An 18,401-nucleotide genomic window follows, 5' to 3' on the forward strand; every position below is an offset into this window, starting at 1 on the left:
GGCTTGACAGGATGATCGTGGGTTAGGTTAGCCTAACCTTCGTGACGAGCGGAACGATGCGGGCCGACGGCCTGCGGGGCAGTGAGCTGCGCCTGGGTTACCACGGCACCACCGTGGTGCACGACGCGGCCATCACGCTGCGCCCGGCGGCGGTGACCGCGTTGGTCGGGCCGAACGGCAGCGGCAAGTCCACGCTGCTGCGCGGGCTGGCCCGGCTGCACCCGCTCCAGCACGGCGAGATCGTGCTCGCCGACGACACCCCGGCCCGGGCGCTGTCGGCGCGCGACTTCGCCCGCCGGGTCACGCTGCTGGCGCAGAGCCGCCCCACCCCGAGCGGCGTCACCGTCCGGGACGTGGTCGGCTACGGCCGGCACCCCTACCGGCAGCGGTGGCGGGCCGACGACCCGGACGGCCCGGCCGCGATCGACCGGGCCATGACGGTGACCGGCCTGGCCGCCATGGCCGCCCGACCCGTCGACGCGTTGTCCGGCGGTGAACTCCAGCGGGTCTGGCTGGCCACCTGCCTGGCCCAGGACACCGCCGTGCTGCTGCTGGACGAGCCGACCACGTTCCTCGACCTGCGCTACCAGGTGGAGATCCTCGACCTGGTGCGCGACCTCGCCGACACCGCCGGCGTGGCCGTCGGCGTGGTGCTGCACGACCTCAACCAGGCCGCCGCCGTCGCCGACCACGTCGTGCTGCTGCACGAGGGTCGGGTGCGCGGCACCGGGACCCCGCGCGAGGTGTTCACCGAGGCGGCGCTCACCGACGCGTACGGCATCCGCGTCGAGGTGACCGCCGACCCGGTCACCGGCCTGCTCTCCACCCGTCCCGTCGGCCGGCACAACGTCCGCTGATCCACGTCCTGACGACAGAAGAGAAACCCATGTTGCGTACCCGTCTGACCCTGCTGGCCGCCGCCGCGACCGCGCTGCTGATCGCCGGCTGCGGCACCACCGAGACGCCGGCCGCCGCGCCGTCCCCCTCCGACACCACCGCCACCGGCCCGGTCACCGTCACCGACAGCCGCGGCAAGGCGATCACGCTGAAGAACCCGGCCGCCAAGGTGGTCGGCCTGGAGTGGGGCGAGGTGGAGATGCTCGTCGGCCTCGGCGTGATGCCGGTCGGCGTGGCCGACCCCAAGGGGTACGCCACCTGGGTCACCGCCGCCCCGCTCGACCCGGGCGTCAAGGACGTCGGCACCCGGGGCGAGCCGAGCGTCGACGCCATCGTGGCGCTCCAGCCGGATCTGGTGGTGATGGAGGCCGAGCGCGGCGCCGCGATCGTCACCCAACTGGAGAAGTACGTCCCGGTGCTGGTCACCAAGGGCAGCGACGCCGCCGACAACCTCGCCCGGATGCGGTCCGACCTCACCATGATCGCCACCGCCACCGGACGCACCGCGCAGGCCGAGAAGCTGCTCGCCGACTTCGACGCCACGCTCGCCGAGGGGCGGAAGAAGATCGCCGACGCCGGCGCGGCCGGCCGGCAGTTCGCCTTCGCCGACGGCTGGAAGGAGGGCAGCACGGTCTCCATCCGGATGTTCGGTCAGGGCGCGCTCGTCTCCCAGCTCGGCATCCAGCTCGGCCTCAAGAACGCCTGGACCGGCAAGACCGACGCCATGTGGGGCCTGGGCCAGACCGACGTCGAGGGGCTCGGCGTCCTCAAGGGACAGGACCTGCACTTCTTCTACAACGCCTCGGACGGTCAGGACGTCTTCGCCGACGGCCTCGCCGGCAACGCGATCTGGCGCTCCCTGCCGTTCGTGCAGCAGAACAAGCTGCACAAGATGCCGGACGGCGTCTGGACGTTCGGCGGCACCCTGTCCGCGAAGCAGTACGTCGACCAGCTCGTCGCCGTCTACACGGCCTGAGCCCGATGATCGCCACCGCCGTACCGGAGCCGGCCACCCGGCCGGCCCCGGTCGGGCCGCCACCGGCCCGCCGCCGGGTCGCCGGCGCGTTCCTGCTCGCCGCCGCGCTGCTGGTCGCGGTCACCGCGGTGCACCTCACCCAGGGCACGTCGTCGGTGGGCGCGCTCGACCTGCTCCGGCTGCTCACCGGCGCGGACGACGAGACCGCCCGGGTGCTCGTCGCCTCCCGGCTGCCGCGCCTGCTCACCGGCCTGGCGGTCGGCGTGGCGCTCGGGTTCGCCGGCGCGGCGCTCCAGTCCACCACCCGCAACCCGCTCGCCTCGCCGGACACGCTCGCCGTGAACGCCGGCGCCCACCTGGCGATCGTGACCACCGCCGCGTTCGGCATCGCGCTGCCGGCGCTGCCCGCCGGCGGACTGGCGTTCTGCGGCGGGCTGGCCGCCGCCGCGCTGGTGATGCTGCTGTCGGCCGGCGGTCAGGCCGCCACCACTCGGCTGATCCTCGCCGGCTCGGCCACCGCGATGGCGCTCGCCTCGCTCACCACGCTGCTCCTGCTGCTGTTCGAGCAGGCCACCATCGGGCTGTTCGCCTGGGGCAACGGCTCGCTCGTGCAGGGCGACCTGGTGGCGGTCACCCAGCTCGGCCCGGTGATCGTGCTCGCCGCGCTGCTGTTGGTCGCGCTCGGGCACCGGCTGGACCTGCTGGCCCTCGGTGACGACACCGCCACCGTGCTCGGGCTGGACGTGCGTCGGACCCGGCTCGTCGTGGTGCTGCTCGCGGTGCTGCTCTCCGCCGCGGCGGTCACGCTCGCCGGCCCGATCGGCTTCGTCGGGCTCGGCGCGCCGGTGATCGTCCGGCTGCTCGGCCGGTGGGTGCCCGAGGTGCACCGGCACCGGGTGCTGCTGCCACTGGCCGGCCTGGTCGGCGTGATCATCGTGCTCGGCTCCGACGTGCTGCTGCGGGCCGTGCTCGGCGGGCAGGCCGGGGTGGAGGTGCCCACCGGCGTGGTCACCACGCTGTTCGGCGCGGTGCTGCTGGTCTGGCTGGCCCGCCGGCACCGCGACGCCGGACCCACCCGGCAACCCCCGGGCGGCCACGCCGCCGTCCGCTCCCGTGCCGTGCACACCTCGGTCGTCGCGGTCTGCGCGAGCGCGGTCGTCGCGGCGCTGGTGGTGGGCATGCTCGCCGGGGACACGTGGGTGCTGCTCGGCGACATCGTCAACTGGCTCCAGGGGCGCACCGGGCCGGCGTACACCTTCGTGCTGGACGCCCGCTGGCCGCGCGTCGCGGCGGCGCTGCTGGCCGGCGCGGCCCTCGCCCTGGCCGGCACCACCGTGCAGGCGGTCTGCCGCAACCCCCTCGCGGAGCCGGGCATCCTCGGCATCACCGGCGGCGCGGGGATCGGCGCGGTGGCGCTGCTGACGTTCGCCCCGGCGGCCGGCGTGCTCATGCTCTCCGGCGCGGCCGGGCTCGGCGCGGTGGCCGCCTTCGCGCTGGTCTACGGGCTGGCGCGGCGGCGCGGGCTGAACTCCGACCGGCTCGTCCTGATCGGCTTCGCGGTCTGGCAGGGCGGCGCCGCGGTCATCACGTTCATCGTGGTCTCCTCCGACCCGTGGAACACCGGCAAGGCGCTGACCTGGCTGTCCGGCTCCACCTACGGGCGGACCGCACCGCAGGTGCTGCCGGTGGCGCTGGCGCTGCTGGTCGCCGTCCCGGTGGTGGCGGCGGTACGCCGGGAACTTGACCTGCTGGCGCTCGACGACGACACGCCCCGGGTGCTCGGCGTCCGGCTGGAACGCGCCCGGCTGGTCGCGCTCGGCCTGGCCGCGCTGCTCACCGCCACCGCCGTGTCGGCGGTCGGCGTGATCGGCTTCGTCGGGCTGGTCGCGCCGCACGCCGCGCGGGCGCTGGTCGGTGGCCGGCACACCCGCGTGCTGCCGGTGGCGGTGCTGCTCGGCGCCACGCTGGTCAGCCTCGCCGACACGCTCGGCCGCACCGTCATCGCCCCGGCGCAGGTGCCCGCCGGCCTGGTCACCGCGCTGATCGGCACCCCCTACTTCGTCTGGCTGCTGTGGCGCTCCCGCGCCGCCGCCGGCGTCCGCTGAGCCCGAGAGGAAGTCACCATGACCAGCACCCTGGCCGCCGCGCCGTGGCGCGTGTTCACCGTCGAGGTCCGCGCGCTGCGCCGGCTCGGCCCGTCGTTCCTGCGCGTCACGTTCACCGGCCCGGATCTGGACCGGTTCGCCGACAACGGCTACGACCAGCGGATCAAGCTGGCGCTGCCGCTGGTGGACGGCGGCGCGGCGGAACTGCCCGACGGACCGGACTGGTACCAGCGGTGGCGGGACCTGCCGGCGGAGGAACGCAGCCCGATCCGCACCTACACGGTCCGGGCGGCCCGGCCGGCGGCGTACGAGATCGACGTGGACGTGGCGCTGCACGGCGACGGCGGCCCGGCCACCCGGTGGGCCCGCCGCGCCCGCCTCGGTGACCGGCTCGCGCTTGTCGGCCCGGACGCCGGCTGGCCGGGCGGGCACGGCGGCGTCGAGTTCCGGTCGCCGGCCGGTGCCACGCTGCTGCTGGCCGGCGACGAGACCGCCGCGCCGGCGATCTGCGCGATCCTGGACCGGCTGCCGGCCGACGCGCACGGCCACGCCGTGGTGGAGGTGCCGACGGAGGGGGACGAACTGCCGTGTCGTGTCCCGGCCGGCGTGACGGTGACCTGGCTGCCCCGGGGCGGCGCCCCGCACGGCAGCCGGCTCACCGAGGCGGTGACCGCCCTCGCCGCCCGGCTGTTGCCGCGGCCGACCGGGTCACCGGCCGGCCCGCCGCCGGCCGAGGTGGACGTCGACCGGGAGGTCCTCTGGGAGGTGCCGGAGCGGCCGGCCGACGCCACGCTCTACGCCTGGCTGGCCGGCGAGGCGGCGGTGATCCGGGGCCTGCGCCGGCACCTGGTCACCGACCGTGGGCTCGACCGTCGGGCGGTGGCGTTCATGGGCTACTGGCGGGCCGGTCGCGCCGAGAGCTGACCGCTCACCCGCGCAGCGTCTCGTGCGGCGGCCGGCCGTACGCGTCGCGGTAGGCGGCGGCGAACCGGCCGGGGCTGGTCCAGCCCCAGCGGCGGGCGATGCCGGCGACCGTCTCGTCGCCGCCCGGCTCGGCGGCGAGCAGGTCCCGGTGCGCCCGCTCCAGCCGGACCCGGCGCAGGTAGGCGGTCGGGCTCCGGCCGTCGTGCCGCTGGAACGCGGCCTGCAACCCGCGCGCTCCGACGCCGCAGGCGGCGGCGACCTGGGCCACGGTGACCGGCTCGGCGGCGTGCTCGTCCAGCCAGGCCCGGGCCCGCCGCACCACGGCCGGTGTCACCCGGCGCGGTTGCGGCAGGTAGCCGGCGGTCATGGTGGTGTTCGGGAACACGGTGAGCGCGGTGGCCGCCGCCAGGTCGGCGAGCGACGCCCGCAGGATCGGCTGGGCGAGCGCGTCGTCGCTCAACCCGTGCAGGTACGCCGAGAGCTGCGCCCAGCCCCGGGACTTCTCCGCCGACACCGGCGCGAGGCCGAGGAACCGGAAGTCGGCCGCCGTGCTCTCCGTCCGGGTCGCCGCGACCTGTGCCACCCGCTCGTGCGGCAGCCGGATCATGGTGCCGACCACGTCCGTCCAGCCCAGCACCGACGGGCGCAGCGGATAGCGGGCGACCGTACCGGTCGGGGCCAGCAGTTCCTCGTCGCCGTCGGCGAACCGGAACCGGCCGCGCAGCACGTGCACGGTCATGAAATCGGGGTACGGTCCGGTGTGTGCCCGCGCGTCCATCGAGTGCACGATCCGGTCCAGTCCGAGCGACCCGGCCTGCGTGGTGCGCAGCGCGAAGCGGAAGCCCTGCCGGGAGCCGGCGAACCGGGGCCGGTGTTCGGCGTACGCCTGGGCGATGGCGTGGTGGGCGACGTCCGGGTCCCGGGTCACCAGCTCGTGTCGGTACACCTCGGTGCCCGCTCCGGTCGTCATCGGGGCCGTGCCTCCGTCCGGTCGGGAACTCCTCCCGGTATGAACGCGTGAGCCCTCGATCCGCAACGGATCGTCGGCGTCACTCGCGCAGCGTCTCGTGCGGCGGCCGGCCGTACGCGTCGCGGTAGGCGGCGGCGAAGCGGCCGGGGCTGGTCCAGCCCCAGCGGCGGGCGATGCCGGCCACCGTCTCGCCGCCCGCCGGGTCGGCGGCGAGTAGCTCTCGGTGGACGCGGGCGAGGCGGACCCGGCGGAGGTAGGTGAGCGGGCTGTAGCCGAGGTGCCGCTGGAAGGCGGCCTGGAGTCCGCGCGGTCCGACGCCGCAGGCGGCGGCGACCTGGGCCACGGTGACCGGCTCGGCGGCGTGCTCGTCCAGGTACGCCTGCGCCCGCCGGACGACCGAGGGCGCGACCCGGCGGGGCTGCGGCACGTAACTGCTGGTCATGGTGGTGTTCGGGAAGACGGTGAGCGCGGTGGCCGCGGTCAGGTCGGCCAGCGACGCCTGGATCAGCGGCTGGTCGAGGCCGTCGTCGCCGATGGCGGCCATCCGGTACAGGAACGCGGACAGGTGCGCCCAGGACCGGGCCGCGGCCGGCGACACCGGCGCGAGGCCGAGGAAGCGGAACGTGTGCGGGGCCGCTTCCGCCCGGGTGGCCGCGACGCGCGCCACCAGGTCCATCGGCAGCCGGACCGTGGTGGCCACCGAGTCGGTCCAGTACAGCACCGACCGGCGCAGCGGATACCGGCCGATTCCACCCGCGGGAACCAGCAGCTCGTCATCGCCGTCGACGAACCGGAACCGGCCCCGGGCCACGTGCACGGCCAGGAAGTCCGGGTACGGTCCGAGCTCCGCCCGGGCGTCCATGGAGTGCGCGGCCCGGGTGAGGCCGAGTGGCCCGGCCCGCACCCCTCGCCACGCGAAGTGGAAGTCGCGTCGGGTGCCCCGGAAGTGCGGCCGGTGTTCGCCGCACGCCTCGACGATGGCCAGGCGGGCGACGTCCGGGTCCCGGGTGGACAGCTCGAACCGCCGTGCCGGGCGGTCGTCCGTCACCGATCCGGCTCCGTCGGCGTGGTCACTCCCGCCGCGCGCAGCGTGTCGCCGGGCTGGCAGCCGTACGTCTCGCGGTACGCGCTCGCGAACCGCCCGGGGTGGGCCCAGCCCCAGTCGCGGGCGGTGCCGGCCACGGTCTGTCCCGGTCGGGCCTGCGTCAGGTCCCGGTGTGCCCGGCGGAGCCGGACCGCGCGCAGGAACGCCATCGGGCTCTGCCCGTGGTGCTTCCGGAACGCGACCTGCAACGCGCGAGGGCCGACGTCGCAGGCTGCCGCGATCTGCGCCAGGGTCAGCGGACGCGCGGCGTGGGCCTCGATGAACTCGGCGGCCCGGCGCACCGACGCCGGGCGGACGGCCGGCGGGGCGGGCAGGTAGGACACCGTCATGGTGGTGTTCGGGAACACCGACAGCGCGGTGGCGGCGGCCAGGTCCACCAGGCTGGCCCGGGTCAGCGGGCTGGCCACCATGGCGTCGTCGGTGAGCTGCTGCCGGAGGTACGCCGCGGTCGAGCGCCACAGGACCGCCATGGTGGGGGAGAGCGGCGCGAGCGCGGTGAAGCGGAACGCGGCGGCGGGCAGGCCGGTGCGGGTGGCGGCGACCGTCGCGATCCGGGGCATCGGCAGCCGGACGACGGAGGCCGCCAGGTCGTCGGAGAGCAGGGTGGCGGGAGCGTTCGGATAGCGGCCGGTCGTGCCCGGGACCAGGCGTAGCTCCTCGCCCCGGGTGTGCAGGCCGGAGCGCCCGTGCGCCACCGTCACGGCGGCGAAGCCGGGATAGGGGGGCGTTTCGGCGCGCGTGATCATGGTGTACAGCAGAGTGTCGATCTCCAGCTCGTCGGCCCGGAGCCGGCGCAGCCGGTAGCGGAAGCGGTCGCGGGGTCCGGAGACCCGGGCCCGGTGGTCGCCGTACCGGCGTGCGATGAGGTGGTGGGCGTGCTCGGGGTCGTCCGTCTCCACCACGTCGTGGCTGATCGATTCCTGCTGCGCGGGACGGCCCGTCCACCGCACGGTCATGAGTTACCTCCGGGTGAACCGGTCCGGGGCGCGTTCTCCTGGATGAACGGGCCACTTGCCGGGCGGCAACGGTTCGATACGGACGGCCGGTGCGGGCGCGACACGCCGGATAAAACAGCCGATCCACTTTCCGCATTCGAGTGGTCGTTTCGCGAACACCGGCGCGACGCGATGCGCCGGCACGCTTCACCGGTCGGTAACAAATCACCCCGGCCCCCACTTTTCTCGTCGGCCGGGACCGGACGGCGAGGGAAGAAAGCGGCCATCTGGTTACGCGACGCGTCGGGCGAAATTGTCAGGTAGCTGACTGCTCGGACGTCCCGGCCGGTACGGTCGTCCGGCTCTACCGTCTGGCCTGTCCGAGCCGCTTGTCGGGCCCGGCACAGACGGCCGGCCGATCGGAGTCAGGCGACGATGCCGACCCCGGTCGGCCGGTCCCGCAGTCGCCGTAGCCGCGTCCGGCTCGGCGGTTCGCCTCGGGGGAGGTGCGGATGAGGAGCGTCGAGGCGGCGGTTGCCGGACCAGGGACTCCGGCTGCCCGCGGCGTGCCGTCCCGGTGGCGGGTCGCCGGCCGCGCGGTGACGGCGCTGCTGCGCCGGGACCTCACCGAGCGCCGCGGACTGCGCGTGCCGTTCCTGCTGGACCTGGTGTTCGGCGTGCTGAACCTGCTGGTGTTCCTGTTCGTCTCCCGGGTGCTCGTCCTGCACCCGGGCGCCGGCTTCACCGGCCCCGGCGGCTACTTCGACTTCGTCGCGGTGGGCATCGTGTTCCTGCTGGTGCTCCAGTCCGCGATCGTGCAGGTGGTCACGCGGGTGGCCGCCGAGCAGCGGGACGGGATGCTGGAGCTGTGGGCGGCGCAGCCGGTGCCGGGCTGGTCGCTGGCGCTGGGGCTGGTGGCGTACCCGTTCGCGTTCGCGCTGCTGCGCGCCGGCCTCTACCTGGTCCTGCTGGCCGGCGTCCTGGGCCTGCGCGTCGCCGACACGTCCTGGCCCGGGGCGGTGGTGATGCTGGTGCTCGCCGTGCTGGGCGCGCTGCCGTTCGGAATGGCGCTGATGGGCCTCACCGTGGCGGTCGGGTACGGCGACCCGGCGGCCCGGCTGCTGGTGGTGGCGCTGTCGTTCCTGTCCGGTACCTACTTCCCGATCTCGGCGCTGCCGGGCGCCCTGCACCCGGTGTGCGCGGTGCTGCCCACCCGGGTCGCCCTGGACGGGCTGCGGGCCGCGCTCGCCGGCGGCGACTGGGGCCGGGCCGCCGGGACGCTGGCCGTCGCCGCCTCGGTGCTGCTGCCGCTCGCCGCCTGGATCTTCGACCGTGCGCTGCGGCTGGCCCGGCGCAGAGGGGTGCTCACCCGTGACTGACCTGATCCCGCGCCCCACCGCCCGTGACGTGGCGTACGGCGTCGTGCTGGGCCTGTCCCCGGCCGCGCCCACGCCGGCTGCCCGGTCCGGTCCGGCGCCGCCGCCGCTGGTGGCCCTGGAACGGGCCGTGCTGCCGGCGCTGCGCCGGCCGCCCTGCCTGGTCAGCTTCTCCGGCGGACTGGACTCCTCGCTGGTGCTGGCCGTCGCCGCCCGGGTGGCGCGGCGCGAGGGGCTGCCCGACCCGGTGCCGGTCACCTGGCGGTTCACCGACGCGCCCCGCGCGCAGGAGTCGCCCTGGCAAGCCAAGATCATCGCGGAGCTGGACCTGACCCGGCAGTGGCAGATCCTCCAGGCCGGGGACGACCTGGACCTGGTCGGGCCGGTCGCCCGGCGGCTGCTGACCCGGTACGGCCAGGTGCACCCGCCGGATCGGCACCTGCACCTGCCGATCGTGGAGCTGGCCCGCGGCGGCGCGCTGCTCACCGGCGTCGGCGGCACCCCGATCCTCGCCGGCTGGCGGCGGCGTCCGGCCTCGCTGCGGGCGCGGCTCAGCCGGCTCCGGGGCGGGCTGCGACGCCGACCGCCGGATCCGCTGCCCTGGCTGCGCCCGGAGGCGGCCCGGCAGGCGCGCCGCGCGTTCGCCGCCGAGCAGCGCGCCGAGCCGCACCCGCTGGCCGCCCGGATCGCCTGGCACCTGCGCCGCCGGGACCTCACCATGAGCCGGGTCGGCCTGGCCGCGATCGCGGCCGACCACGACGTGCTGGCCGTGACGCCGCTGCTGGACGAGCGGTTCGCCGCCGCGCTGGCCGCCCGCCACGGTCGGCTGCGGTCCCCGTCGCGTCAGGAACTGCTCGCGGCGATCGCCGATGCCGAGCTGCCCCCGGTGATCATCACGCCGCGCCGAAAGGCCACCCTCGACGAGGTGTTCCTGCGGGCAGCCACCCGCGAGCTGGTACGCGCCTGGGACGGCAGCGGTGTCGACGACTCGCTCGTCGACGTGGCGGCACTGCGGCGGGAGTGGTCGCGCTGGCGGTTCGACGCACGCACCGCGGCGCTGGTGCAGCAGGTGTGGCTGGCCGGCCTGTCGGCCACCGAGGGACGACCCGATCTGGAGGCGCCGAGATGACAGGTGAACCGTCCGTGTTGTACCGGGTCCGCGGCGACCGGGTGGCGTGGCGGACCAACGGCGACGAGACGGTGCTGCTGGACGTCGGGCAGTCCGTCTACTTCGCGCTGGACCGCGCCGCCACCGCGCTGTGGCCGTACCTGGTGGCCGGCGCCTCCACCGCCCAACTGGCCGAGGTGCTGGTCGGCCAGGCCGAGGTCGAGCGGGAGCGGGCGGTCGCCGACGTGCGCTCGTTCCTGGCCGACCTGGAGGCCGCCGGGCTGCTCGAACGGGTCTGACCCCGGTCAGGGCAGCCAGGCGGGCGGCACGGGCCGGCGCAGGATCTCCGCCAGCTCGTGCCGGTGCGGGTCGGGGTCGCCGTCCAGCCAGGCGTGCGCGTGGAAGCCGGCGCCCGGCGCGCTGACCCCGATCACCACGGTCCGCAGCACCCGCCGCCGGGCCAGGAAACGCTGGCGCACCAGCGCGCTCTCCAGGCAGTTGCCGCCGCCGCGTCGCAGTGCCTGCCGGACCAGCGCGTCGGTGCCGCCGGGCGGCGGCGCGGGCAGGCGCACCGCGCCCAGCCCGCCACGGGCGAGCTGCCGGCGCACCCGTCGGCAGGCCAGCAGCGTCCACGCCACCAGCGCCAGGCCGAGCGGCCCGTGCCGGCGCGTCACCCGGGCCAGGGCGCGCAGCGCGCGTACCGGGTCAGCCATGACGCCGCCGCGCGGTCCGCAGTTCCCGCACCCCCCGGGGCAGCCATCGGACATGCCGCCAGGCCCGGCGGGCGTACGCCCGCAGCAGGCGCCACCACCCGCCGCGCGCCGCCGGGTCGGCCTGCCGGAGGTACGCCGGCGGCGGCAGCGCCAGCCGGGTGAGCAGGCGCAGCCGGCGGAGCCACGGGCCGGGCAGTTCCACCGCGCCGGCCAGCCCGACAGCGGTGGGGGTGGCGCGTCGGGCGGCGAGCCACATCGACGCCGGTTCGGCCGCGGCGGACAGACCGAGCCGGTCGGCGACCACCGCGCCGGCCGGCCGCAGTCGCAGTCCGACGGTGAACGCCGGGACGGCGTCGCAGCGGGTGGCCAGTCGACCGGCCCCGACCCAGGCGGACGGCGGCAGCACCGCCAGCGCGCGGTCCAGGTCGAGCGCGGGTTTGTCGCTGGCTCCCGGGCAGGCGGCGTGCAGCGCGGCCAGCAGCGCGGTCCCGGCCTCGTCGGGGACGAGGACCCGTCCGCCGGCCAGGTCGAGCGGTTCCGCCGGGTCGTGCAGCGACCGCCACAGCGCGTCCGGGTCGCCCACGCCGGCGAAGCCGCGGTGCAGGTCCACGGTCAGCGGCAGCGCGCCGGGAGCGGTGAAGGGCTGTTCGTGCCAGGACGCCGCGACGTCGTACGGTTCGGGCGGCAGCGTCGGGCGGTAGCCGGCGGCGTGCAGGGCGTCCCGCACGGCGGGCACGGTCTCCGGCGCGACGAGCAGGTCCACGTCGCCGTAGACCCGGTCGACGCCGAGCCGGCGGGCCAGGCCGGCGCCCTTGAGCAGCAGGCAGTCGACGCCGTGCCGGCGCAGCAGGTCGCTGGTGGCTACCGCGAGGGCGTCCAGGGCCAGGCAGCGCACCGCGAGGCCGGCGGTCACCACCGCGCCCCGACGGACACGGGCGCAGCGCCCTGAAGCGGCCGGGTGGCGACGGGAACGACCCGGTCGCGGATCCGGGAGAACGGTGACATCGCACCCGCCTTCCGAGGTTGATTCGTCTTCGTCGATGCCGAAGGCTGGTTTCGATAGTGCACTCGTCCTCGACCTGGAGAACCTCTGGTGCTTCGGGTCGTCGTTATCCGTCCTGTCCTGTGCGGTTTTCGTACCGGTCGTGTCGCCGGGTTCCGGCGAGCGACTCGTTCGCCGGCCCGACACGGCCCCGGCTCGCTACGATCGGCGGGTCATGCTGCAACTGGACGGTGCCGGGCGCGCCTTCGGGCCACGCTCGGCGTTCTCGGGCCTCGACCTGGAGGTGCCGGCCGGCGTACGCCTGCTCCTCGCTGGCGGCAACGGCGCCGGCAAGACCACGCTGCTGCGCTGTCTGGCCGGTGTCCTCACGCTGAGCCGGGGGCGGGCCACCGTCGCCGGTCACCCGGTCGGCTCGCGTGCGGCCCGTCACCTGGTCGGCGTCGCGCTCGCCCCGGAGCAGACGCTCTGCGGCGGGCTCTCCGCACACGACAACCTGATGCTGGTGGCCCGGATGCGCCTGCCCGCCCGTCGCGCCGCCGAGGCGGTCGCCCGGGTCGAGGAGGAGTTCGCCATCACCGCGTACGCCCGGCAGCCGGCGAACCGCTGCTCGGCCGGGATGCGGTCCCGGGTCAGCGTCGCCCGCGCCCTGCTCGGCGACCCGCCGGTCATCCTGCTGGACGAACCCGGCCGGTCCCTCGACGCGCAGGCGCGGACCCTGTTCTGGGCCGCGCTGGACCGCCGTCCGGAGTCGACGGTCGTGCTCGCCTCGCACCTGCCCGAGGACCGGTCCCACTGCGACCGGACCCTGGCCATGCCGATCCACCGCTGACCAGCCCTGCCCTCGTGGGGGAGGTGTGTGGCATGCGGCGTCGCCGATTCCGCACCGCAGCGCCGGTGGTGCTCGTCGCCGTCTGTAGGGCGGGGCGGGCGGTGGTGCCGGGCCCACTCGTCCACCTCGTCCGCGTCCCAGACGTTCGTGCCGACCAGCCCGGGCGAGCGGCTCGGGGAACCCGGGCCGGCGGGTGATCTGGAGGACCCGCTGACGCGACCCGCCGAACAGGGCGGCCAGCTCGCCGGGCCCGTACCGGCGTGGTGGTCTCACGGTCCGTTTCCCGGACTGACGGCCCTACCCCGCGAAGCGGGCGATCGGGTTGGGCAGCGTGCCGGCGAACTGGAGCGCGGCGGACGGGTCGGTCAGGTCCACCATCTGCTGGTTGTTCCGGAGCTGGAGCCGGTTGAGGCAGGACAGCGGGAACTCCGGCGCGAACAGGTCGTGCCGCCGCATCCGCTCGGCCAGGTGCGGCACCGTGTCGGCGTAACCGCTGGCGCACTCGGCGACGGTGCGCCAGAAGTCGTCCTGGTCGAGCACGCCGGTGGTGTGCAGGGTGGCGCTGAGGTGCCGCAGGAAGCAGTCGAACACGTCGGTGAAGATGGCCAGGACCTTCTCGTCCTCCGGCACCGCGGCCCGTACCCGGCGGACCCGCTCCGGCAGGTCGGCGTCCGGGTCCATGACCACGATCTCCTCGGCGATGTCCTTGAACACCACCCGCTCCACGATGCCGCCGTGCAGCACCAGGATGACGTTCTCGCCGTGCGGCATGAACGCCAGGTCGTAGGCGTAGAGGCTGTGCAGCAGCGGCACCAGGTAGGCGTCCAGGTAGCGGCGCAGCCAGTCGGCCGGCGTCAGGCCGGAGGCCGCGATCAGCGCGCCGGCCAACGGACGGCCGTCCCGGTCGGCGTGCAGCAGCGACGCCATGGTGGCCAGGCGCCGGCCCGGCGCCAGACCGGGCACCGGGCTCTCCCGCCAGAGCGCGGCCAGCATCTTCCGGTACGGCGACCCGGGCGCGGTCGCCGCCTCGTACTGCCGGTGCCGGTAGCCGATCGCGGCCCGCTCCCGCAGGATGGTCAGCCCGGCGCGGGTGAACACCGGGTCGTCGGCGACCAGCGCGGCCAGCCAGTCGTTGATGGCCGGCGTGGCCTCCATGTACGCGGCGGACAGCCCGCGCATGAAGCCCACGTTCAGCACCGACAGCGCGGTCTTGACGTAGTGCTTGGTCGGGTCGGTGACGTTGAAGAACGTGCGGACGGACTGCTGGGCCAGGTGCTCGTCGGGCCCTTCGCCGAGGCAGACCAGCCGGCGCGCGGCGACCTCACCGGCGAACGTGACAGCGAGCTTGTGCCACCACTGCCACGGGTGCACCGGGACGAGCAGGTAGTCGGCCGGGTCGAGGCCGAGCCCGGCCAGCGTGGCGGCGAATCGGGCGAGCGTCTCCGCGCCCAGCTCGGCCCGGACCAGCGTGCCGTAGTCCAGGTCGTCGGCGCTGGTGAACGTGGTGTGGTCGCGGTGCGCGGCGAGCCAGAGCAGCCGGAGGGGGGCGGCGGCCTCCGGGGCGTACCGGTGATGCTCGTGGATGCCGAAGCCGAGCCGGCCGTTGTTGGCCACGAAGCACGGGTGTCCCTCGGTCATGCCGGTCTCGACTCCCTGGAAGTCGGCGGCGGCCAGCTCGGCGGCGGTGACCGCCGGCTTGCCCAGCTTGTACGCGGCGCCCGCGAGGGTGGAGGTGATCTCCTCCAGGTAGACCGGCAGGACCGCGTCGGTGAGGCCGAGCTGGCCGCGCAGCTCCAGGCAGAGGTCGACCGCGTCGGGCGGCAGTTCCCGGCCGTCGCGGTGCCGCGTGATGCTGGCCGCGTCGATGTGCCAGTGGTCGAGCGCGAGGCGCTGCGCCGCGAAGCGGTACTCCACCGCGTCGCCGCGCACCAGCCACCACCCGTCGCCGGCCGGTTCGGGGGTGATCAGGCGTTCGTGGGCGAACTCGGCGAGCGCCTTGCGGACCAGCAGCCGGTTGGCGGTCGCCCACGCCTCGGGGGTCAGGTGGTCGACGGATGCGATGGGGTTCACGCCGGCTGGTCTCCTTCGGTGGCGTCGCGGAACTGGTCCCGGGTGACGACGCTGAGCAGCGCGTCCTTCTCCGGTTTGCGGATCTCGCCGACGACGCTGAAGCCGACGGCGGCGTTGAGCGCGTGCACGGCGTGGTTGCGCACGTCCGGCTCCACCACCACCCGGCGGGTGGCCGGGTCGGCGAAGAGCCACGCCAGGACCGTGGTGATGACGGCGCGGGTGAAGCCCTGCGTGGGCGTGTCGGTGGGCGCGCAGAGGAAGTGCATGCCGACGTCACCGGGCTCCGGCGGGTAGAGGCCGACCAGTTCCACCCGGGCCGGGTCGTAGCGTTCGGCCAGGAACGCGGGCCGGCCGCGCCAGGATCCGAGGTACGCGTGGTGGTGCGGGTGGGCGGCGATCCGCCGGTACTCCTCGGCGACGCCGGCCTCGTCGGCGTCCTGCATCAGCCAGAACGCCGACTTCGGGTGGGTGACCCAGCGGTGCAGCAGCGGCGCGTCGGCGTCCGGGTCCAGCGGGCGCAGCGCGAACAGTCCGAGTCGCCCGTCGATCCGGGTGAAGGTACTCATGAGGGCACCCCGAACTCCTGGAACGCGATGGCCTGCTCGATCGGGTAGTGCTCCCGGCCGGTCAGCTCCCGGATGATCCACGAGTTGCGGTACGCGCCCATGCCCAGGTCGGGCGAGGTGATGCTGTGCGTGTGGGTGCCGCCGTTCTGGAGGAACACGCCCCGCCCGGTGCGGTCGACGCTGTAGTTGCGGGCCACGTCGAGGCGGCCGTGCGTGTCGAAGCGCAGCCGGTCGCGCACCGGCGCGAGGAAGTCCGGCAGCCGGTGGCGGTAGCCGGTGGCCAGCACCAGACCCTCGGTGTCCAGCGTGAACGTGCGGTCCTGCTCGGTGTGGCGCAGCCCGAGCCGGTAGCGCCCGTCGGCGTACGCGGCGTCGACCAGTTCGGTGTTGGTGAGCAGCCGGGTCGGGGCCGGGCCGGTCAGGCTCCTGGCGTAGAGCGTGTCGTAGATGTCGTTGATCAGGTCGGCGTTGACGCCCTTGAACAGCGGCTTCTGCGCGGCCTCCAGCCGGTAGCGGGTGGCCTCCGGCAGCGCGTGGAAGTAGTCCACGTAGTCCGGTGACGTCATCTCCAGCGTCAGCTTGGTGTATTCGAGGGGGAAGAACCGCGGCGAGCGGGTCACCCAATTGAGCTGGTAGCCGTAGGTGTCGACGTCGCCGAGCAGGTCGTGGTAGATCTCGGCGGCGCTCTGCCCGCTGCCGACGACGGTGATGCTGCGCTTGGCCCGCAGCGCCGCCCGGTGTTCCCGGTAGCGCGAGGTGTGGATCAGGTCGCCGCCCAGGCCCGCGCACGCCGGCGGCAGGTGCGGCGGGGTGCCGGTGCCGAGCACCAGGTGCCGGGCCCGGTGGGTGACCGGCCCGTCCGGCGTGTCCGCGTGCACCACGTAGCGGTCGTCGGTGTCGTCGTGCTCGACCCGGGTGACGGTGTGCCGGAAGCGCAGGTTCGCCAGCTTGGCGGCGGCCCAGCGGCAGTAGGCGCTGTACTCGGCGCGCAGCGGGAAGAAGCTCTCCCGGATGTAGAACGGGTAGAGCCGGCCGGTCTCCTTGAGGTGGCTCAGGAACGAGTACGGCGAGGTCGGGTCCGCGAGCGTGACCAGGTCGGCCAGGAACGGCGTCTGCAACCGGGCCGATTCGAGCAGCATCCCGGGATGCCAGTCGACGTCGTCGCGGGCCTCCAGGAACAGCCCGTCCAGGTCGTCGATCGGCGCGGTCAGGCAGGCCAGGCCGAGGTTGTACGGGCCCAGCCCGACGGCGATGAAGTCGTACGTCGACATGGCGCTCCTCAACCGACCGGGGACAGCGTGGCCGCGGTGCGGGCGTACCAGGCGGCGTGCTCGGCGATCAGGTCGCGCACCGCGAGCACGTCGTCCACGGTGGTCTCCGGGTTGAGCAGCGTCAGCTTCAGCCAGTGCGCCCCGTCCACCTTCGTGCCGGCGACAAGCGCCGCGCCGGAGGCGGCGAGCGCCTCCCGGGCGTGCAGGTTCGCCTCGTCCACCAGGTGCGGCGGCGCGTCGGGTGGCACGTACCGGAAGACCACGGTGCTCAACTGGGCGGGGGCCGCCACCTCGAAGCGGGGGTCGGCGTCGAGGTGCCGCCAGGCGTCGGCGGCGAGGTCGACGACGCGGTCGAACAGCGCGCCGATCGCGTCCGGTCCCATGATCCGCAGCGTCAGCCAGAGCTTGCCCGCGTCGAAGCGTCGGGTGGTCTGGAGGCTCTTGTCCACCTGGTTCGGGATGCCCTGCTCGGCCGCGCGGGCCGGGTTGAGGTAGTCGGCGTGCCAGGTGGCGTGCCGCAGCGTCCGGCCGTCGCGGACCAGCAGCGCGCTGGAGCTGACCGGCTGGAAGAACGACTTGTGGTAGTCGACGGTCACCGAGGCGGCCCGCTCGATGCCGTCGAGCAGGTGCCGGCGGGTCGGGGAGACCAGCAACCCGCAACCGTACGCGGCGTCCACGTGCAGCCAGACGCCGGCGGCGGTGCAGATGTCGGCGATCTCCGGCAGCGGGTCGATGGTGCCGAAGTCGGTGGTGCCGGCGGTGGCGACGACCGCCATCACCACCTGACCGTCGCGCCGGCAGCGGTCGATGGTGCGGGCCAGCTCGTCGGTGCGCATCCGGCGGCCGGCGTCGGTGGGCACGGTGAGCACCGCGTCGGCGGCGAGGCCGAGCAGCTTGGCGGCCTTCTGCACGCTGAAGTGACCGGCTGCCGAGGTGACGACGCGCAGCCGGGCCAGCACCTCCGGCCGGGCCGGCCGGGTGGCGGCCGAGCCCACCTCCCGCCGGTACGCCTCCTCCCGGGCCAGCAGCATCGCCTGGAGGTTCGACTGGGTGCCACCGCTGGTGAACACGCCGTCGGCGGTGGCGCCGAGGCCGATCCGGCCGGCCGTCCAGTCGATCAGCCGGCGTTCCATCAGCGTCGCGCCGGCGCTCTGGTCCCAGGTGTCCAGCGAGGAGTTGACGGCGCTGAGCACCGCCTCGCCGAGCAGCGCCGGGATGACCACCGGGCAGTTCAGGTGGGCCAGGTAGCGCGGGTGGTGGAACCAGACCGCGTCGCGTAGCCAGACGTCGTGCAACTCGTCCAGGGCGGCGTCGGTGTCGCCCAGCGGCCGGTCCAGGTCGATGCCGCCGACCAGCGGCGCGAGCGCCTCGGGTCGGACGCCGGTGCCCGGCCGGTCCACTTCGGCGACCCGGCGGGCGACCCGTTCGACGCCGCGGGTCAGCACGTCCCGGTACCGCTCGACGGATCCGGTGTGGAACAGGTGGGCGCGCGCGGCGCTGACGGTCGAACTCATGCGGCTTCCCGGTGGTCGTGCGGACAGGGGCGCGGCGAG

General features: G+C 75.0%; 17 protein-coding genes. 8 read left to right on the forward strand and 9 right to left on the reverse strand.

The genetic code is table 11. The features are described from left to right. Positions 1-56 precede the first annotated feature (56 nt). The 4 genes from ACZ6O5_RS01595 to ACZ6O5_RS01610 are packed head-to-tail and all read left to right on the forward strand — an operon-like array spanning position 57 to position 4,902. Positions 57-857, forward strand: coding sequence for an ABC transporter ATP-binding protein (locus ACZ6O5_RS01595; protein WP_465974318.1), 801 nt, complete (start codon positions 57-59; stop codon positions 855-857). Between the two features lie 29 nt (positions 858-886). Beyond that, the gene (locus tag ACZ6O5_RS01600) at positions 887-1,873 is read left to right on the forward strand and encodes an ABC transporter substrate-binding protein (RefSeq protein WP_465973979.1); all 987 of its coding nucleotides are present in this window, start codon (positions 887-889) and stop codon (positions 1,871-1,873) included. Positions 1,874-1,878: 5 nt separating this feature from the next. After that, positions 1,879-3,978: an iron ABC transporter permease gene (locus tag ACZ6O5_RS01605; RefSeq protein WP_465973980.1), complete on the forward strand. Its 2,100-nt coding sequence runs from the start codon at positions 1,879-1,881 to the stop codon at positions 3,976-3,978. Between the two features lie 18 nt (positions 3,979-3,996). Further along, the gene (locus tag ACZ6O5_RS01610) at positions 3,997-4,902 is read left to right on the forward strand and encodes a siderophore-interacting protein (protein WP_465973981.1); all 906 of its coding nucleotides are present in this window, start codon (positions 3,997-3,999) and stop codon (positions 4,900-4,902) included. A 4-nt stretch (positions 4,903-4,906) separates the two neighbouring features. Here ACZ6O5_RS01610 and ACZ6O5_RS01615 read toward each other — a convergent pair whose 3' ends face one another. The 3 genes from ACZ6O5_RS01615 to ACZ6O5_RS01625 form a co-directional block, all read right to left on the reverse strand. After that, the gene (locus ACZ6O5_RS01615; RefSeq protein ID WP_465973982.1) at positions 4,907-5,872 is read right to left on the reverse strand and encodes an AraC family transcriptional regulator; all 966 of its coding nucleotides are present in this window, start codon (positions 5,870-5,872) and stop codon (positions 4,907-4,909) included. A 79-nt stretch (positions 5,873-5,951) separates the two neighbouring features. Continuing rightward, entirely contained in the window at positions 5,952-6,920 is a 969-nt protein-coding gene (locus ACZ6O5_RS01620; RefSeq protein WP_465973983.1) for an AraC family transcriptional regulator, read from the reverse strand. Beyond that, the gene (locus tag ACZ6O5_RS01625; protein ID WP_465973984.1) at positions 6,917-7,933 is read right to left on the reverse strand and encodes a helix-turn-helix transcriptional regulator; all 1,017 of its coding nucleotides are present in this window, start codon (positions 7,931-7,933) and stop codon (positions 6,917-6,919) included. Before ACZ6O5_RS01625 ends, ACZ6O5_RS01620 begins: the two co-directional genes overlap by 4 nt. 491 nt (positions 7,934-8,424) lie before the next feature. Between ACZ6O5_RS01625 and ACZ6O5_RS01630 the strand changes: the two genes are divergently transcribed. The 3 genes from ACZ6O5_RS01630 to ACZ6O5_RS01640 are packed head-to-tail and all read left to right on the forward strand — an operon-like array spanning position 8,425 to position 10,695. Beyond that, positions 8,425-9,291, forward strand: a complete 867-nt coding sequence (locus ACZ6O5_RS01630; protein ID WP_465973985.1) for an ABC transporter permease — start codon at positions 8,425-8,427, stop codon at positions 9,289-9,291. Continuing rightward, positions 9,284-10,417: an asparagine synthase-related protein gene (locus ACZ6O5_RS01635; RefSeq protein WP_465973986.1), complete on the forward strand. Its 1,134-nt coding sequence runs from the start codon at positions 9,284-9,286 to the stop codon at positions 10,415-10,417. The genes ACZ6O5_RS01630 and ACZ6O5_RS01635 overlap by 8 nt, the downstream gene beginning before the upstream one ends. Continuing rightward, positions 10,414-10,695, forward strand: coding sequence for a PqqD family protein (locus ACZ6O5_RS01640; protein WP_465973987.1), 282 nt, complete (start codon positions 10,414-10,416; stop codon positions 10,693-10,695). The genes ACZ6O5_RS01635 and ACZ6O5_RS01640 overlap by 4 nt, the downstream gene beginning before the upstream one ends. Before the next feature lie 6 nt (positions 10,696-10,701). On the opposite strand, the gene ACZ6O5_RS01645 is transcribed toward ACZ6O5_RS01640, so the two are convergent. After that, entirely contained in the window at positions 10,702-11,109 is a 408-nt protein-coding gene (locus ACZ6O5_RS01645; protein ID WP_465973988.1) for a lasso peptide biosynthesis protein, read from the reverse strand. Further along, positions 11,102-12,022, reverse strand: a complete 921-nt coding sequence (locus tag ACZ6O5_RS01650) for a nucleotidyltransferase family protein (protein ID WP_465973989.1) — start codon at positions 12,020-12,022, stop codon at positions 11,102-11,104. The genes ACZ6O5_RS01645 and ACZ6O5_RS01650 overlap by 8 nt, the downstream gene beginning before the upstream one ends. Before the next feature lie 304 nt (positions 12,023-12,326). On the opposite strand from ACZ6O5_RS01650, the gene ACZ6O5_RS01655 reads away from it, so the two are divergent. Next, positions 12,327-12,941 (forward strand): ATP-binding cassette domain-containing protein, encoded by a 615-nt coding sequence (locus tag ACZ6O5_RS01655; RefSeq protein ID WP_465973990.1) that lies wholly within the window; start codon positions 12,327-12,329, stop codon positions 12,939-12,941. A gap of 297 nt (positions 12,942-13,238) precedes the next feature. Here the strand turns inward: ACZ6O5_RS01655 and ACZ6O5_RS01660 are convergent, their stop codons facing one another. The 4 genes from ACZ6O5_RS01660 to ACZ6O5_RS01675 are packed head-to-tail and all read right to left on the reverse strand — an operon-like array spanning position 13,239 to position 18,362. Further along, on the reverse strand, positions 13,239-15,011 hold the full coding sequence (locus ACZ6O5_RS01660; protein ID WP_465973991.1) for an IucA/IucC family protein: 1,773 nt from the start codon (positions 15,009-15,011) through the stop codon (positions 13,239-13,241). Then, positions 15,008-15,577, reverse strand: a complete 570-nt coding sequence (locus tag ACZ6O5_RS01665; protein WP_465973992.1) for a GNAT family N-acetyltransferase — start codon at positions 15,575-15,577, stop codon at positions 15,008-15,010. The genes ACZ6O5_RS01660 and ACZ6O5_RS01665 overlap by 4 nt, the downstream gene beginning before the upstream one ends. Then, on the reverse strand, positions 15,574-16,848 hold the full coding sequence (locus ACZ6O5_RS01670; RefSeq protein ID WP_465973993.1) for a lysine N(6)-hydroxylase/L-ornithine N(5)-oxygenase family protein: 1,275 nt from the start codon (positions 16,846-16,848) through the stop codon (positions 15,574-15,576). Before ACZ6O5_RS01670 ends, ACZ6O5_RS01665 begins: the two co-directional genes overlap by 4 nt. A gap of 8 nt (positions 16,849-16,856) precedes the next feature. Further along, entirely contained in the window at positions 16,857-18,362 is a 1,506-nt protein-coding gene (locus ACZ6O5_RS01675; RefSeq protein WP_465973994.1) for a pyridoxal phosphate-dependent decarboxylase family protein, read from the reverse strand. Positions 18,363-18,401 lie beyond the last annotated feature (39 nt).

This window comes from Micromonospora sp. NPDC049201, assembly GCF_055586805.1.